Origin of the sequence: Mycolicibacterium bacteremicum (assembly GCF_002086115.1) — a bacterium.
Taxonomy (GTDB): Bacteria; Actinomycetota; Actinomycetes; order Mycobacteriales; family Mycobacteriaceae; genus Mycobacterium; species Mycobacterium bacteremicum.
The window spans coordinates 23,094-40,400 of record NZ_MVHJ01000019.1 but is presented as its reverse complement, the minus strand read 5'-3'; the positions used below and the strand labels follow the sequence as shown (position 1 = coordinate 40,400).

The window sequence follows — 17,307 nt, the reverse complement described above, 5'->3', positions numbered from 1 at the left end:
GTGGCAGCGGATCTGGCGCCCGAGGAGGCGGCGCTGGTCGCGGTCCAGGCCGGGCTGGCCGGCCGCCCGGGCGTGCTCGCCGGTGCGCGGGCGCTGTCGCATTTCGGTGAGCACAGCGCCGGTTGGGTCGGCGTCTCGGTGCTGGGCGCGGCGCTGCAACCGCAGCGTCGTCGGGTGTGGCTGACCGCCGGGGCCGGCGCCTTCGCCGCACACGCGGCGGCCGTCGTCATCAAGCGGGTGGTCAAGCGCAAGCGTCCGCACCACCCGGCCATCGCCGTCAACGTCGGCACCCCGAGCACGCTGAGTTTCCCGTCGGCGCACGCGACCTCGACCACCGCCGCGGCGATCCTGCTGGGCCGGGCCACCGGATTGCCCTTGCCGTGGCTGCTGATTCCGCCGATGGCGCTCTCGCGCCTGGTGCTCGGCGTGCACTACCCGACCGACGTGCTGACCGGAGTGGCGGTCGGCGCGGCTGTCGCCCGAACTGTCGACGTTGTCGCGGACCGCACGGCGGCCCGAAAGGAACCAGCACTGTGAGCGAAGAACCTCACCCGACGCACGCGCCACCGAAGAATCTGGCGACCGGGATCATCAAGGCGCTGCGCCCCCGCCAGTGGGTGAAGAACATCCTGGTCTTCGCCGCTCCGGTGGCGGCCCTGGGTGATGACCGCTTCGTCGTCGAGGACTATCGCGATGTCTTCGTCAAGGTGCTGCTGGCCTTCGTGGTGTTCAGTCTCGCCGCCTCATCGGTGTATCTGGTCAACGACGCGCGCGATGTCGAAGCCGACCGTGCGCACCCCACCAAGCGGTACCGTCCGATCGCCGCGGGCGTGGTGCCCGAATCGCTGGCCTACGTCCTGGCGGTGCTGCTCGGGGCGGCCGCGCTGGTCATCTCCTGGCTGGTGTCGCCGAACCTCGCGGTGGTCATCGGTGTCTACATCGTCATCCAGCTCGCCTACTGCTTCGGTCTCAAGCACCAGGCGGTCATCGACATCTGCATCGTGTCCTCGGGCTTCCTCATCCGGGCCATCGCCGGCGGTGTGGCCGCGGGAATCCAGCTGTCGCAATGGTTCCTGTTGGTGATGGCGTTCGGCTCGCTGTTCATGGCGGCCGGCAAACGCTATGCCGAACTGCAGCTGGCCGAACGCACCGGCGCGAAGATCCGCAAATCGCTGGAGAGTTACACCAGCGGATACCTGCGGTTCGTCTGGACGCTGGCCGCCACGGCGGTGGTGCTGTGCTACGCGCTGTTCGCCTTCGAGCGCGACGGTGGCTCGGCGTCCTGGTGGGCCGTCTCGATCATCCCCTTCACCATCGCGATCCTGCGGTACGCGGTCGACATCGACGGCGGCCATGCCGGCGAGCCCGAGGAGATCGCCCTGGGGGACCGGGTGCTGCAGGTGCTCGCCCTGGCCTTGATCGGTACCGTCGGTGCGGCTGCCTACTTCAGTTGACCGGTTCGGCGCCGCCACCACCGCGCGGCTGACCGGCTGGCCCGCCATCCGCTACAGCGCATCGGTGCGGATCAGCCTGTGGCTCTCGGTGCTGGTCGCGGCCGGACTGTTCGGCTGGGGTGCCTGGCAGCGCCGCTGGATGGCCGACGACGGCCTGATCGTATTGCGCACCGTGCGGAACCTGTTGGCCGGCAACGGCCCGGTCTTCAACGCCGGTGAGCGCGTCGAATCGAACACGTCCACGCTGTGGACCTATCTGATCACCGCGGCCAGTTGGATCGCCGGCCCGGTGCGGCTGGAGTACGTCGCGCTGGCGCTCGCGCTCGGCCTCAGCGTGGCCGGGGTGGTGCTGGTCATGCTGGGCACCGCCCGGCTGTACGCGCCGGCGCTGGCCGGCCGGCGTGCCCTGCTGCTGCCGGCCGGCGTGCTCGTCTACATCGCCGTCCCGCCGGCCCGCGACTTCGCCTCCTCGGGCCTGGAGAACGGTCTGGTGCTGGCCTACGTCGGCCTGTTGTGGTGGCTGCTGGTGCGGTGGTCGCAGGCGCGTGCCGACACCGGGCCGGTACTGACCGCGGCGCTGGCCTTCGTGGCCGGCCTGAGCGTGCTGGTCCGCCCGGAACTGGCACTCGTCGGCGGTGTGGCATTGGTCATGATGGTGCTGGCCGCCGCGGGCTGGCGCCGGCGGCTGCTGATCGTCGCTGCCGGTGGCGCACTTCCGGTGGCCTACCAGATCTTCCGGATGGGTTACTACGGCCTGTTGGTGCCGCAGACCGCGATCGCCAAGGACGCCTCCGGCGCCAAGTGGTCGCAGGGTCTGATCTACCTGAACAACCTGAACTCGCCCTATCTGCTGTGGGTGCCGCTGGTGCTACTGATCGTGCTGGCGGTGCTGCTGGTGTGGGCGCGCCCCGGGCAGACCCGGACCGCGCCGCCGGGTCCGGCCGCCAACCGGCTGGCCCGGATGCTGCAGAACCCCACGGCCGCCGTCGTTTTCATTGTCGCCAGCGGGGTGATCCAGGCTGTCTACTGGGTGCGCCAGGGTGGCGACTTCATGCACGGCCGGGTCCTGCTGACCGCGCTGTTCCTGGTCCTCGCGCCGGTCGCGGTCATCCCGATCGCGCTGCCGCAGCGGCCGGGTCTGACCGCGCGCACCGGCTATCTGGTCACCGGTGCGATGAGCCTGCTGTGGCTGGCCGTCGCGGGATGGGCGGTGTGGGCGGCGAATTCGCCGGGGATGGGTTCGGACGCCACCCGCGTCACCTATACCGGGATCGTCGACGAGCGGCGCTTCTATGCCCAGGCCACCGGGCACGCCCACCCGCTGACCGCGGCCGATTACCTGGACTATCCGCGGATGCGCGCGGTGCTGGTCGCGCTGCGCAACACCCCCGACGGCGCGCTGCTGCTGCCGTCGGGCAACTACGACGTGTGGGATGTCGTCCCGGCCATCCCGCCGCCGCCGGACAAGCCCCGTCCGCCGGGCGAGACCGGGCCGCACACAGTATTTTTCACCAACATGGGCATGCTCGGCATGAACGTCGGCCTGGACGTCCGGGTGATCGATCAGATCGGTCTGACCAACCCGCTGGCCGCGCACACCGCGCGACTGGAGGACGCGCGCATCGGCCATGACAAGAACCTGTTCCCGGACTGGGCGGTGGCCGAGGGACCGTTCCTCAAGGAACGTCCGTACATCCCGCCGTACCTGGACGAGGAGTGGATCGCCCAGGCCGAGGCCGCGCTGAAATGTCCTGACACCGAGGCGATGCTGAATGCCGTCCGCGCCCCGCTGGGCCCGCGCCGGTTCCTGTCCAACGTCATCCATGCCATGGACTTCGGCAGCTACCGCATCGACCGGGTGCCGCTCTTCGAACTGCGCCGCTGCGGCCTGGAGATTCCGCCGCCCAAGACGCCGGAGTACACCGGTCTGCCCGCGACGGGACCGTGACCCAGCTAACAAGTGTTTTGCGGCTGCGGTAACGCCGCGGTTATGTTGGGCCGATAGATCAGCGTGGCCCACTACGCCCGCAACGCGCTATCGCCTGGTGACTCGGCGGTCAGCCGCGTCCGACGATGAGATGGACGGACACACACAGCATGCTCAAGCCCCTGGCCCTGTTACGGGGCGCGCTGGCCGCGCTGGTCGCGCTGGCGACCGTGGCCGCGATCCCCGCGCCGACGGCCGCGGCCTTCTCCCGGGAGGGCCTGCCGGTCGAGTACCTGGACGTGTTCTCCACCGCCATGAACCGCAACATCCGGGTGCAGTTCCAGCCCGGCGGACCGCACGCGGTCTACCTGCTCGACGGCTTGCGCGCCCAGGACGATTACAACGGCTGGGACATCAACACCCCGGCCTTCGAATGGTTCCACGACTCCGGGGTGTCGGTGGTGATGCCGGTCGGTGGGCAGTCCAGCTTCTACAGCGACTGGTACTCGCCCTCCTCGTTCAACAACCAGGCCTACACCTTCAAGTGGGAGACCTTTCTGACCAGCGAGCTCCCGGACTGGCTGGCCGCCAACAAGCAGATCTCGCCGACCGGCAACGGTGTGGTCGGGCTGTCCATGGCCGGTGGTGCCGCGCTGATCCTGGCCGCCTACCACCCCGCCCAGTTCCGTTATGCCGCAGCGTTATCCGGTTTCCTCAACCCGTCCACGGCGTTTATGAAGCAGGCCATCCGGGTCGCGATGCTCGACGCCGGCGGGTACAACGTGGACAACATGTGGGGCCCGCCGTGGGATCCGGCCTGGAAGCGCAACGACCCGGTCGAACAGGTCGGCAAACTGGTGGCCGCTGGTACCAGGCTGTGGATCTACTGTGCGCCAGGGGGTTCCACGCCGCTGGATGTCAACGGTGACCCGGCCCAGAAGTTCAATGCCGACAGCCTGGAGGGGTTGGCGATCGGTAGCAACAAGAAGTTCCAGGAGCGCTACACCCAGGCCGGTGGCACCAACGCGACGTTCACCTTCCCGTCCGCGGGCAACCACTCGTGGGCCTACTGGGGAGCCCAATTACAAGCGCTGAAGCCAGATCTGATCGCCACCCTGGTTCGTTGACAGCGCCGATCCCCAGCCGGTTGTGGTTGACTACACGGGCCTTCGAGCCCGGGGCCACAACAGATGGGATCTTGAGAACACATGACTTTCGCCGAGTTGATGCGCGCTGCGTCACGCCGTCTGCTGGTCGCCGCCACGGCGGCCGCGGTACTGCCCGGCCTGGTGAGTGCGGTGGGCGGCTCGGCGGGTGCGGCGGCGTTCTCGCAGCCCGGCCTTCCGGTCGAGTACCTCGACGTGCCCTCGGCCGGGATGGGTCGCGACATCCGCATCCAGTTCCAGAGCGGCGGCGAGAACTCCCCGGCGGTCTACCTGCTCGACGGTCTGCGCGCCCAGGACGACTTCAACGGGTGGGACATCAACACTGCGGCGTTCGAGTGGTACCACGGCTCGGGCCTGTCGGTGATCATGCCGGTCGGCGGCCAGTCCAGCTTCTACTCCGACTGGTACAAGCCGGCCAAGGGCAAGAACGGCACCTACACCTACAAGTGGGAGACCTTCCTCACCCAGGAACTGCCCGCCTGGCTACAGGCCAACAAGGCCGTCAAGCCCACCGGCGGGGCCGCGATCGGGCTGTCGATGGCCGGCTCGGCCGCGCTGACCCTGGCCATCTATCACCCCGAACAGTTCCCGTACGCGTCCTCGCTCTCGGGCTTTCTGAACCTGTCCGAGGGGTGGTGGCCGATGCTGGTCGGACTGTCCATGGGTGATGCCGGCGGGTTCAAGTCCGAGGACATGTGGGGACCGTCGAGTGATCCTGCCTGGAAGCGCAACGATCCCTACGTCAACATCAACAAGTTGATCGCCAACAACACCCGGATCTGGATCTTCTGCGGCAACGGCAAACCGTCCGAACTCGACGCCGGTGCCAGCGCGGGCAACCTGTTCAACGCCAAGTTCCTGGAGAGCTTCACGCTGCGCACCAACAAGACCTTCCGCGACACCTACATCGCGGCGGGCGGGACCAACGGCGTGTTCAACTTCCCGGAGAACGGTACTCACAGCTGGGGTTACTGGGGTTCGCAGTTGCAGGCCATGAAGCCGGACATCCAGCGCGTGCTCGGGGCGACACCGGCCGCACAGTAGTTCCGGGCACTGTCGCCGCGGTGATGTGATTCACTACAACCCGGGCGGCGGGGACGAGCGCTAGCGAAGACGAGGTGGGTCAGATGAGGCTGCAGGCTCTTGCGTACGCGATGCTGATGGCGCTGGGCCTGTGGACGGTGTCGGCGACGACGGACACCACTGCCCGGGCCGACGGGGTCGAGTACCTGATGGTGCCGTCGGCGGCGATGGGCCGCGACATCCCGGTCGCCTTCCAGGGCGGCGGCCCGCACGCGGTCTTCCTGCTCGACGCCTTCAACGCCGCCCCCGATGTGAGCAACTGGGTGACGGCGGGCAACGCGATGAACACCCTGGCCGGCAAGGGCATCTCGGTGGCCGCACCGGCCGGCGGCGCGTGGAGCATGTACACCAACTGGGAGCAGGACGGCAGCAAGCAGTGGGAGACCTTCCTGGCCACCGAGCTGCCGAACTGGCTGGCCGCCAACAAGGGCCTGGCACCCAGCGGGCACGGTGTCGTCGGCGCCGCGCAGGGCGGTACCGGTGCGCTGATGCTGGCCACCTTCCACCCGGATCGGTTCCGCTACGCGGGTTCGATGTCGGGGTTTTTGACCCCGTCACGCACCTTCGAGAACGGCGCGATCACCGCGGGAATGGCGCAGTACGGCGGTGTCGACACGCACAACATGTGGGGCCCGGTGCAGTTCGGCCGGTGGAAGTGGCACGACCCCGATGTGCACGCGCAGCTGTTGGTGGACAACAACACCCGGCTGTGGATCTTCAGCCCGCAGACCACCACCTGCAGTGACCCGGTGGCGATGATCAACGATTGCGCGCAGGCCCAGGGCAGCAACCGCACCTTCTATTCGCACTACCGTTCGCTGGGTGGTCGCAACGGTCATTTCGACTTCCCGACCGGCGGTCAGCACGACTGGGGCAACTGGGCCCCACAGCTCGGCGCACTGTCGGGTGACCTGGTGGCGGCCATCCGCTGACGGTTTGATCACGTTCCGTGGACCCGGCCGGACAGCCGGTACCGTGGAATGGTGCAGCGCAACGGACGGTCTCCCGCGGGTCTGGCAAAGTGGCCGGTCATCTCGCTGACCCCGGTGATGCTCGCCTCGGTCGCGGCCATGTCCTGCGGCTGCACGGTCGGTGACAGCACCCTGACGACCATCGGCATGCCCGCCGAGGAGTCCTCGGTGGTCCGCACCGACGGGATGATGGGCGCCAGCCGGGCCGGCGGGCACACCGAGCACCTCACCGTGACGCCACGGCAGCAGTCCTATCTGGACGCGCTCGTCGACGCCGGGGTGCACCCGTCGGAGGATCTGATGGCGCTGAGCATCGGGGCCTACGTCTGCCAGGCCCGCGCGGCGAAGCAGTCCGAGCAGGCGGTGTGGGATTTCGTGCTGCCGCTGGTGCGCAACGATCTCGACGACACCCACGTCAGCTCGATTGCCCCGGAGGTCGGTGACGTCAACACGGCGACCGCTGACTACATTCGCATCGCAACCGAACGGCTCTGCTGACGCAGCGCACGAACCACCCTGGAGTAACTGACGCATGGCCAACAACAGCCGACGCAAACGGCACCGGATCCTGGCCCTGGCGGCTGCCGTCGCGGTCGCCGTCCTGGTGGCGGTGCTGGTGGCCGGTGTCGTGGTGTGGCTGCGCCAGCCCGACACCCCGCCGATCGCCACTCCTGGCGGTCAGCCGACCGATGTGCCGACCGCGGTGCCGCCGACCGGTAAGCCGCGCCCGGAGTTCCAGGATGCGAGCTGCCCGGACGTCCAGTTGATGTCGATCCCGGGCACATGGGAGTCCTCGCGGCAGCTCGATCCGCTGAACCCGACCCAATTCCCGATCGCGCTGCTGCTCAACGTCACCAATCCGCTGCGCGCCGAGTTCGGCACCGACCGGGTGGAGATCTACACCGTCCCGTACACCGCCCAGTTCCACAATCCGTTCTCGGCCGACGGCCAGATGTCCTACAACGACAGCCGTGCCGAGGGTAAGGACGCCGCGGTGCGGGCGCTGACCGACATGAACAACCGCTGCCCGCTGACCAGCTACGTGCTGGTCGGTTTCTCGCAGGGCGCGGTCATCGCCGGCGACCTCGCCAGTGATATCGGCAACGGTCGCGGTCCGGTGGACCAGGACCTGGTGCTGGGCGTGACGCTGATCGCCGACGGCCGACGCCAGGACGGGGTCGGTCAGAACCTGGAGCCCAACCCGCCCGGGCAGGGAGCCGAGATCACGCTGCACGAGGTGCCGATGCTGTCCGCGATGGGGCTGGCGATGACCGGTCCGCGCGACGGCGGCTTCGGTGCGCTCGACAACCGGACCTACCAGGTGTGCGCGACCGGTGACCTGATCTGCGCGGCGCCCGAGTCGGCGTTTTCCATCACCAACCTGCCGGCGACCATCAACGCGCTGCTCGGCAGCACGGCGGGTCCGGTCCACGCGTTGTACAACACTCCGCAGTTCTGGCAGATGAACGGCCGGACGTCCACCCAGTGGACGCTGGACTGGGCGCGCGATCTGCTGCAGAACGCGCCCGAGCCCAAACACGGGTGAGCACGCTCACCTCGTAGGCGACTCGCCGGTAACCAGATTTGGCCTGCGCGAATCGAACATTTAACATTAAGAGAAAACTAAGAGTGGCGTGTCGCCGGGCGCAGGCTCGGGCCGACCGCACCGGTACGATCCCTCGGGTTCGGGGGCGACCATGAGCAGTGTGCTTTGACAGGAGTATTTGATGCCGTTCCACAACCCGTTCATCAAGAACGGTCAGATCAAGTTCCCTGACAACGCCAGCATCGTGTCCCACGTCGAGCGTTGGGCCAAGGTCCGCGGCGACAAGCTGGCCTACCGCTTCCTGGACTTCTCGACCGAGCGGGACGGTATCGCCCGCGAGCTCACCTGGGCGGAGTTCAGTGCCCGCAACCGCGCCGTCGCGGCCCGCCTGCAGCAGGTGACGCAGGTCGGCGACCGCGTCGCCATCCTGAGCCCGCAGAACCTGAACTATCTGGTCTCCATCTACGGCGCCATCTACGCCGGCCGCATCGCGGTGCCGCTGTTCGACCCGTCCGAGCCGGGCCACGTCGGCCGCCTGCACGCCGTCCTCGACGACTGCAAGCCCTCGGCGATCCTGACCACCACCGAGGCCGCCGAGGGCGTGCGCAAGTTCTTCCGCAGCCGGCCCGCCAACCAGCGTCCGCGCGTCATCGCCGTCGACGCCGTGCCCGAAGAGGTGGCTGCCACCTGGGAGCCGCAGGAGGTCACCGTCGACACGGTCGCCTACCTGCAGTACACCTCGGGGTCGACGCGCATCCCGACCGGTGTGCAGATCACCCACCTCAATCTCGCGACGAACATCGTCCAGATCATCGAGGCGCTGGAAGCCGAGGAGGGCGACCGCGGCCTGTCCTGGCTGCCGTTCTTCCACGACATGGGTCTGATCACCGCGCTGCTGTCGCCGATGATCGGGCACAACTTCACCTTCATGACCCCGGCGGCCTTCGTGCGCAGGCCCGGCCGGTGGATCCGCGAGATGGCCCGCAAGCCCGACGACACCGGCGGCGTCATCTCGGTGGCCCCGAACTTCGCCTTCGACCACGCCGCCGCGCGTGGCCTGCCCAAGGACGGCGAGCCGCCGCTGGACCTGTCCAATGTCAAGGCCGTGCTCAACGGCAGCGAGCCGATCTCGGCGGCCACCGTGCGCCGCTTCAACGAGGCGTTCGGTCCGTACGGCTTCCCGGCCAAGGCCATCAAGCCGTCCTACGGTCTGGCCGAGGCCACCCTGTTCGTCTCGACCACGCCCTCCTCGGAAGAACCGAAGATCATCAGCGTCGACCGGGATGCGCTGAACACCGGGACCATCGTCGAGGTCGACCCGGAATCGCCCAAGGCGGTCGCGCAGGCCTCGGCGGGCAAGGTCGGCGTCTCCGAGTGGGCGGTGATCGTGGACGCCGAATCGGCGACCGAGCTGCCCGACGGCCAGATCGGCGAGATCTGGATCAGCGGCCCGAACATGGGCACCGGGTACTGGGGCAAGCCGGACGAGACGGTGGCGACGTTCCAGAACCTGCTCAAGTCGCGCACCAGCCCCTCGCATGCCGAGGGTGCCGGCGAGGACGCCACCTGGGTGCGTACCGGCGACTACGGCGCCTTCTATGACGGCGACCTCTACATCACCGGTCGCGTCAAGGACCTGGTCATCATCGACGGCCGCAACCACTACCCGCAGGACCTGGAGTACTCGGCGCAGGAGGCATCCAAGGCGGTGCGCACCGGTTTCGCCGCGGCCTTCTCGGTGCCGGCCAACCAGCTGCCCGCCGAGGTCTTCGACGACTCGCACGCCGGCCTGAAGTTCGATCCGGAGGACACCTCCGAGCAGCTGGTCATCGTCGCCGAGCGCGCACCCGGTTCGCACAAGATGGAACTCGGCCCGATCATCGACGACATCCGCGCCGCGATCGCGGTGCGCCACGGCGTCACCGTCCGTGACGTGCTGCTGACCCCGGCCGGTGCCATCCCGCGCACCTCCAGCGGCAAGATCGGCCGTCGCGCCTGCCGGTCCGGCTACCTGGACGGCAGCCTGCGCAGCGGCAAGATCGCCAACGATTTCCCCGACGAGACGGATTGAGGCACGTTCAGTTCCTCACCGCGCCACCCAGGCCGCACGACGGCGAAAGTGAACAGTGAAAATGACTGAAGCGCAAGACAATTCACAACCCGCCGGTGACCTCCCGGCCGTTTCCGGGTCGGCCTCGGACGCCGTGGCCCCGGCCCGCGGCGACATGACCGTCGCCGAGATGCGGGAGTGGCTGCGCAATTGGGTGGCCAACGCGACCGGCCAGCCCGCCGACAAGATCGACGAGACGGCCCCGGTGATCGAGCTCGGTCTGGCCTCCCGCGACGCGGTGGCGATGGCCAGCGATATCGAGGACCTGACCGGTGTCACGCTGACCGCCACCGTGGTGTTCCGCAACCCGACCATCGAGGCGCTGGCCACCGTCATCATCGAGGGTGAGCCCGAGCCGGTGCTCGACGCCGACGAGGACTGGACCCGCGAACCCGGTGTCGAGGACATTGCGATCGTCGGCCTGGCCACCCGTTTCCCCGGCGAGATGAACAGCGCCGAGCAGATGTGGGCCGCCCTGCTGGAGGGCCGCGACGCCAGCTCGGATCTGCCCGAGGGCCGCTGGTCGGAATTCCTCGGTGAACCGCGGATCGCCGAGCGGGTCGCCAAGGCGCACACCCGTGGTGGGTACCTCTCCGACATCAAGGGTTTCGACTCCGAGTTCTTCGCGCTGTCGAAGATGGAGGCCGACAACATCGATCCGCAGCAGCGGATGGCCCTCGAGCTCACCTGGGAAGCGCTCGAGCACGCCCGTATCCCGGCGTCGAGCCTGCGCGGCGGCGATGTCGGTGTGTACGTGGGCAGTTCGAACAACGACTACATGTTCCTGGCCGTCGCGGACCCGACGACCGCGCACCCCTATGCGATCACCGGCACCACCAGCTCCATCATCGCCAACCGGGTGTCCTACTTCTACGACTTCCGCGGGCCGTCGGAGTCCATCGACACCGCGTGTTCCTCCTCGCTGGTCGCCACCCACCAGGGTGTGCGGGCACTGCGCTCCGGTGAAATCGACGTCGCCATCGTTGGCGGCGTGAACGCCATGGTGACCCCGCTGGTCACCATCGGGTTCGACGAGGTCGGCGGCGTGCTGGCCCCGGACGGCCGCTGCAAGTCGTTCTCCTCGGACGCCAACGGCTACGCCCGCTCCGAGGGTGGCGGCATGCTGGTGCTCAAGCGGGTCTCCGACGCCCGCCGCGACGGTGACGAGATCATCGCCGTCATCGCCGGCAGCGCGGTCAACCACGACGGTCGCTCCAACGGCATGCTGGCCCCCAACCCGGACGCCCAGGAAGCCGTGCTGCGCAAGGCCTACAAGGACGCCGGGATCAACCCCCGCGACGTCGACTACATCGAGGCGCACGGCACCGGCACCATCCTGGGTGACCCGATCGAGGCCGATGCGCTGGGCCGGGTCGTCGGCCGGGGCCGTGCCGATGACAAGCCCGCCCTGCTCGGTGCGGTCAAATCCAATGTGGGACACCTGGAGTCGGCTGCCGGCGCGGCCAGCCTGGCCAAAATGGCACTGTCGCTGCAGCATGACAAGCTGCCGCCGTCGATCAACTACGCCGGTCCCAACCCCTACATCGACTTCGACAAGGAACACCTCAAGGTCAACGACACCGTCACCGACTGGCCGCGCTACAGCGGACACGCCATCGCCGGTGTGTCCGGCTTCGGCTTCGGTGGCGCCAACGCCCACCTGGTGCTGCGCGAGGTGCTCGCCACCGATCTGGTCGAGCCCGAAGCCCCTGTCGCAGAGGAGCAGCCCGCCGAGGCCGAGACCGAAACCGTGCAGCCGTCGGGCCGGCGGATGGATGAGTACGGCGAGTTCGTCGAAGACGAACCCGAGTACCCGGCCTACGACGAGGACAACTACGAACTGCCGGGCCTGACCGAGGAGGCCCAGCGTCTCATCGAGGAGGGCCGCGCCGCCCTCGCCGCCGCCGAGCCGGCGAAACCGCTTGTCCCGCTGTTCGTCTCGGGTTTCCTGACCTCGCGCAAGCGCACCGCCGCCGCCGAGCTCGCCGACTGGGTCGACAGCGAGGCCGGCCGTGCCTCCTCGCTGGAGTCGATCGGCCGTTCGCTGTCGCGACGCAACCACGGCCGCTCCCGCGCGGTGGTGCTGGCCCACGACCACGACGAGGCCGTCAAGGGCCTGCGCGCGCTGGCCGAGGGGAAGCAGAGCCCGCTGGTGCTGGCCGCCGACGGCCCCGTCACGAACGGCCCGGTGTGGGTGTTCGCCGGATTCGGTGCCCAGCACCGCAAGATGGGCAAGGACCTCTATCTGCGCGACGAGGTGTTCGCCGAGTGGATCAACAAGGTCGACGCGCACATCCAGGACGAGCGTGGCTACTCGGTGGTCGAGCTGATCCTCGACGACGCGATCGACTACACCAGCGAAACCTGTGAGTACCCCATCGAGGTCGTGCAGACGGTCATCTTCGCGCTGCAGATCGGGCTCGGTGAACTGCTGCGCCACCACGGCGCCACACCCGGTGCGGTGGTGGGGCAGTCGCTCGGCGAGGCCGCCGCGGCCTACTTCTCCGGTGGGCTGTCGCTGGCCGACGCCACCCGCACCATCTGCTCGCGCGCCCACCTCATGGGTGAGGGCGAGGCCATGCTGTTCGGTGAGTACATCCGGCTGATGGCGCTGGTCGAGTACTCGGCCGACGAGATCAAGACCGTCTTCTCCGATTACCCCGGCCTGGAGGTGTGCGTCTACGCCGCCCCGACCCAGACCGTGATCGGTGGGCCGCCGGAGCAGATCGACGCGATCGTCGCGCGCGCCGAGTCCGAGGGCAAGTTCGCGCGCAAGCTGCAGACCAAGGGCGCCAGCCACACTCAGCAGATGGACCCGCTGCTCGGCGAGCTGTCCGCCGAGATCCAGGGTATCCAGGCGCAGCCGCTGCAGACCGGCTATTTCTCCACCGTCCACGAGGGCACCTTCATCCGGGCCGGCGCCGAGCCGATCCACGATGTCGAGTACTGGAAGAAGGGACTGCGGCACAGCGTCTACTTCACCCACGGCATCCGCAACGCCGTCGACAACGGGCACACCACCTTCCTCGAGCTGGCCCCGAACCCGGTGGCGCTCATGCAGGTCGGGCTCACGACGGCCAGCGCTGGGCTCCATGATGCGCAGCTGATCGCCACGCTGGCGCGCAAGCAGGACGAAGTCGATTCGATGACCACGGCCATGGCGCACCTGTATGTCCACGGCCACGACCTGGACCCGCGCTCGCTGTTCCCGCGCCGCAACCGTGGCCTGGCCGGCGCGCTGGACTTCGCCGACATCCCGCTGACCCGGTTCAAGCGCAAGGAGCACTGGCTCGACGCCCGCTTCACCGGGGACAGCTCGGTCGTCGCGCCGGGCACCCATGTGGCCACCCCGGACGGCAGGCACGTCTGGGAGTACGCACCCAACGGCCCGGCTGATCTGGCCGGACTGGTGAAAGCCGCTGCGGCGCAGGTGCTTCCCGACGCCGTGCTGACGGCCGCCGAGCAGCGTGCGGTGCCCGCGGACAAGTCCCGGCTGGTGACCACGCTGACGCGCCACCCCGGCGGTGCGTCGGTGCAGGTGCACGCCCGTATCGACGAGTCGTTCACGCTGGTCTACGACGCGATCGTCACCCGTGGTGGTCAGCAGAGCGCCCTGCCGGCCGCCGTCGGCGCCGGGACCGTCGCCGAGATCTCCACAGCCGCACCGGCACCGGTCGAAGAGCAGCCCGAGGACGCCCCCGCCTTCGAGGCCGACAACCTGACCGCGGGTGCCAATCTCGGCTCGGACTTCGCCAAGTGGAACCCGGAGTCCGGTGAGACCGTCGCGCAGCGACTGGGCACCATCGTCGGCAGCGCCATGGGCTACGAGCCCGAGGATCTGCCGTGGGAGGTGCCGCTGATCGAGCTGGGCCTGGATTCGCTGATGGCGGTGCGCATCAAGAACCGGGTCGAGTACGACTTCGATCTGCCGCCGATCCAGCTGACCGCGGTGCGCGACGCCAACCTCTACGCGGTGGAGAAGCTGATCCAATACGCGATCGAGCACCGTGACGAGGTCGGCGAGCTGGCCGAGGCGCAGAAGGGTCAGTCCGCCGAGGAGATCGCCGCCGCGCAGGCGGAGCTCATGGGCGGTGCCACGACGGTTGCCGAGCTTGAAGCCAAATTGGCCGAGGCCGGTCATCCGCTCGCGGACAAGGCCGACGAGACCACCGAGTCCCTTGCCGAGGTGGGTATCGAGATCCCGCCGCCACCAACCGATCCGAGCGGACCGGCCACGGCCGCACCGGCTGTTGCTGATTCGGCCGAGCCGGCCAAGGCAACGGCCGCAGCGGCCGCCGCCAAGGTGCTCACCCAGGAGGCCGTCACCGAGGCGCTCGGCGCCGATGTGCCCCCGCGTGATGCCGCCGAGCGGGTCACCTTCGCGACGTGGGCGATCGTCACCGGGAAATCACCCGGCGGCATCTTCAACGAGTTGCCCGCCGTGGACGAGGCGACCGCGGTCAAGCTGGCGACCCGGCTGTCCGAGCGGGCCGAAGGCCCGATCAGCGTCGATCAGGTGCGCGCGGCCAAGACCATCGAGGAGTTGGCCACCCACGTTCGCGATCAGCTCGAGGACGGCCTGGTCGACGGGTTCGTCCGGACCCTGCGTCCGCCGACCGAGGGCTCGAGCGCGGTGCCGCTCTTCGTGTTCCACCCCGCCGGTGGGTCGACGGTGGTCTACGAGCCGTTGATCAAGCGGCTGCCCGCCGACATCCCGGTGTACGGCATCGAACGCGTCGAGGGCTCCATCGAGGAGCGCGCCGCCGAATACGTGCCCAAGCTCCTTGAGCTGCACAAGGGCCCGTTCGTGCTGGCGGGCTGGTCGCTGGGTGGCGCGCTGGCGTATGCCTGCGCGATCGGACTCAAGCGCTCCGGTGCCGATGTCCGGTTCGTCGGCCTGATCGACTGCGTGCGCCCCGGCGTGCCGATCGACCAGAGCCAGGAGGGCATGCGGGCCCGCTGGGACCGCTACGCCCGGTTCGCCGAGCGCACCTTCAACGTCGAGATCCCGGAGATCCCGTACGAGGAGCTGGAGAAGCTCGACGACGAGGGCCAGGTCAAGTACGTGCTGGACATCGTCGCCGAGAGCGGGGTGCAGATCCCCGGCGGCATCATCGAGCACCAGCGCACCTCGTATCTGGACAACCGCGCGCTGGACACCATCGAGCTGCAGCCCTACGACGGGCACGTCACGCTCTACATGGCCGACCGGTACCACGATGACGCCATCGTCTTCGAGCCGGCGTACGCCACCCGCCAGCCCGACGGCGGCTGGGGTGAGGCCGTCTCCGATCTGGAGGTCGTGCAGATCGGCGGCGAGCACATCCAGGCCATCGACGAGCCGATCATCGCCAAGGTCGGCGCTCACCTGAGCGAGGCCATCAACCGCATCGAAGCGAGCCAGAAGGGGAACCAGTGACGGAAACTCCCGTACAGCCGAAGACCGCGACCACCGCGGAGAAGCTGGCCGAGCTGCGCGAAAAGCTGGAGCTGGCCAAGGATCCCGGTGACGACAAGGCCAAGGCCCGCCGCGACAAGAAGGGCATCCCGAGCGCCCGCGCGCGCATCCACGCGCTGCTGGACCCGGGCAGCTTCCTGGAGATCGGCGCCCTGGCCCGCACGCCCGGTGACCCGAACGCGTTCTACGGTGACGGTGTGGTGACCGGGCACGGCACCATCGACGGTCGCCCGGTCGGGGTGTTCAGCCACGACCAGACGGTGTTCCAGGGGTCGGTCGGTGAGATGTTCGGCCGCAAGGTCGCCAAGCTGATGGAGTGGGTCGCCATGGTCGGCTGCCCGATCATCGGCATCAACGACTCGGCCGGCGCCCGTATCCAGGACACCGCGACCTCACTGGCCTGGTACGCCGAACTGGGCCGCCGCCACGAGATGCTGCGCGGCCTGGTGCCCGAGATCTCGCTGATCTTCGGCAAATGCGCCGGTGGCGCGGTGTACTCACCGATCCAGACCGATCTCGTTGTGGCGGTGCGTGATCAGGGCTACATGTTCATCACCGGCCCCGACGTCATCAAGGACGTCACCGGTGAGGACGTCACCTTCGACGAGCTCGGTGGCGCCGATGTACAGGCCCGGCGCGGCAACATCCACAAGGTCGTCGAATCCGAGGCCGCGGCGTACCAGTACGTCCGGGATTACCTGAGCTTCCTGCCGGCCAACCACTTCGACGACGCACCGATCGTCAACCCGGGCCTGGAGCCCGAGATCACCGCGCACGACCTGGAACTCGACACCATCGTGCCGGACTCGGACAACATGGGTTACGACATGCACGAGATCCTGCTGCGGATCTTCGACGACGGCGACGTCTTCGAAATCTCCGATCAGCGCAGCCCGTCGATGATCACCGCGTTTGCGCGGGTGGACGGCCGCCCCGTCGGCGTGATCGCCAACCAGCCGATGCACATGTCCGGCGCGGTCGGCAACGAGGCATCCGACAAGGCGGCCGGTTTCATCCGGTTCTGCGACTCGTTCAACCTGCCGCTGGTCTTCGTCGTCGACACCCCGGGCGCCATGCCCGGCGTCGCCGAGGAAGAGGGCGGGATCATCAAGCGCGGTGGCCGGTTCTTCAACGCCATCGTCGAGGCCGACGTGCCCAAGGTGACGATCATCGTCCGCAAGGCCTACGGCGGCGGCTACGCGGTGATGGGATCCAAGCAGCTCTCGGCGGATCTGAACTTCGCCTGGCCGACCGCGCGCATCGCGGTGATCGGCGCCGAGGGCGCAGCGCAGCTGCTGGTGAAGCGGTTCCCCGATCCCACTGCGCCCGAGGTGCAGAAGATCCGCGCCGACTTCATCGAGGGCTACAACCTGAACCTGGCGACGCCGTGGACCGCGGCCGAACGCGGCTATATCGACGGCGTCATCGAACCCCACGAGACGCGGTTGTTGATCCGCAAGTCGCTGCGGCTGCTGCGCGACAAGCAGCCCGTCAAGAAGGTGCTCCGCAAGCACGGCCTGACCCCGCTGTAGCGACCCCGCGAGCGACCGTGTCTGCACACGACACGCCGTTGCCCGTGGGCAGTTCGCGGT

General features: G+C 68.5%; 11 protein-coding genes. All 11 read left to right on the top strand.

The annotated features are described in order from the left end of the window. The 11 genes from BST17_RS19820 (at position 1) to BST17_RS19770 (ending at position 17,247) form a co-directional block, all read left to right on the top strand. The gene (locus tag BST17_RS19820) at positions 1-537 is read left to right on the top strand and encodes a phosphatase PAP2 family protein (RefSeq protein ID WP_083060617.1); all 537 of its coding nucleotides are present in this window, start codon (positions 1-3) and stop codon (positions 535-537) included. Next, positions 534-1,454, top strand: coding sequence for a decaprenyl-phosphate phosphoribosyltransferase (locus BST17_RS19815; protein WP_083060616.1), 921 nt, complete (start codon positions 534-536; stop codon positions 1,452-1,454). The genes BST17_RS19820 and BST17_RS19815 overlap by 4 nt, the downstream gene beginning before the upstream one ends. Positions 1,455-1,482: 28 nt before the next feature. Then, entirely contained in the window at positions 1,483-3,402 is a 1,920-nt protein-coding gene (gene zomB, locus BST17_RS19810; protein ID WP_234807744.1) for a terminal beta-(1->2)-arabinofuranosyltransferase, read from the top strand. Between the two features lie 149 nt (positions 3,403-3,551). Beyond that, a complete protein-coding gene (locus BST17_RS19805) occupies positions 3,552-4,508 on the top strand; it encodes an esterase family protein (RefSeq protein WP_083060615.1) in 957 nt (318 codons plus the stop codon). An 81-nt stretch (positions 4,509-4,589) separates the two neighbouring features. Then, positions 4,590-5,591: an esterase family protein gene (locus tag BST17_RS19800; protein ID WP_083060614.1), complete on the top strand. Its 1,002-nt coding sequence runs from the start codon at positions 4,590-4,592 to the stop codon at positions 5,589-5,591. Between the two features lie 83 nt (positions 5,592-5,674). After that, positions 5,675-6,562, top strand: coding sequence for an esterase family protein (locus BST17_RS19795; RefSeq protein ID WP_083060613.1), 888 nt, complete (start codon positions 5,675-5,677; stop codon positions 6,560-6,562). 48 nt (positions 6,563-6,610) lie between these two features. Continuing rightward, the gene (locus BST17_RS19790) at positions 6,611-7,099 is read left to right on the top strand and encodes a DUF732 domain-containing protein (RefSeq protein ID WP_083060612.1); all 489 of its coding nucleotides are present in this window, start codon (positions 6,611-6,613) and stop codon (positions 7,097-7,099) included. 34 nt (positions 7,100-7,133) lie between these two features. Then, on the top strand, positions 7,134-8,147 hold the full coding sequence (gene culp6 / locus BST17_RS19785; protein WP_083060611.1) for a carboxylesterase Culp6: 1,014 nt from the start codon (positions 7,134-7,136) through the stop codon (positions 8,145-8,147). A gap of 181 nt (positions 8,148-8,328) precedes the next feature. Continuing rightward, positions 8,329-10,218 (top strand): long-chain-fatty-acid--AMP ligase FadD32, encoded by a 1,890-nt coding sequence (gene fadD32, locus BST17_RS19780; RefSeq protein WP_083060610.1) that lies wholly within the window; start codon positions 8,329-8,331, stop codon positions 10,216-10,218. Between the two features lie 154 nt (positions 10,219-10,372). Further along, a complete protein-coding gene (pks13, locus tag BST17_RS19775; RefSeq protein WP_109750221.1) occupies positions 10,373-15,676 on the top strand; it encodes a polyketide synthase Pks13 in 5,304 nt (1,767 codons plus the stop codon). Next, the gene (locus BST17_RS19770) at positions 15,673-17,247 is read left to right on the top strand and encodes an acyl-CoA carboxylase subunit beta (RefSeq protein ID WP_083060608.1); all 1,575 of its coding nucleotides are present in this window, start codon (positions 15,673-15,675) and stop codon (positions 17,245-17,247) included. Before pks13 ends, BST17_RS19770 begins: the two co-directional genes overlap by 4 nt. Positions 17,248-17,307 lie beyond the last annotated feature (60 nt).

Coding starts and splice junctions, on each gene's coding strand:
- BST17_RS19805 (WP_083060615.1), top strand. CDS start 3,552: ATGCTCAAGCCCCTGGCCCTGTTACGGGGCGCGCTGGCCGCGCTGGTC.
- BST17_RS19795 (WP_083060613.1), top strand. CDS start 5,675: ATGAGGCTGCAGGCTCTTGCGTACGCGATGCTGATGGCGCTGGGCCTG.
- fadD32 (WP_083060610.1), top strand. CDS start 8,329: ATGCCGTTCCACAACCCGTTCATCAAGAACGGTCAGATCAAGTTCCCT.
- BST17_RS19790 (WP_083060612.1), top strand. CDS start 6,611: ATGGTGCAGCGCAACGGACGGTCTCCCGCGGGTCTGGCAAAGTGGCCG.
- pks13 (WP_109750221.1), top strand. CDS start 10,373: ATGACCGTCGCCGAGATGCGGGAGTGGCTGCGCAATTGGGTGGCCAAC.
- BST17_RS19800 (WP_083060614.1), top strand. CDS start 4,590: ATGACTTTCGCCGAGTTGATGCGCGCTGCGTCACGCCGTCTGCTGGTC.
- culp6 (WP_083060611.1), top strand. CDS start 7,134: ATGGCCAACAACAGCCGACGCAAACGGCACCGGATCCTGGCCCTGGCG.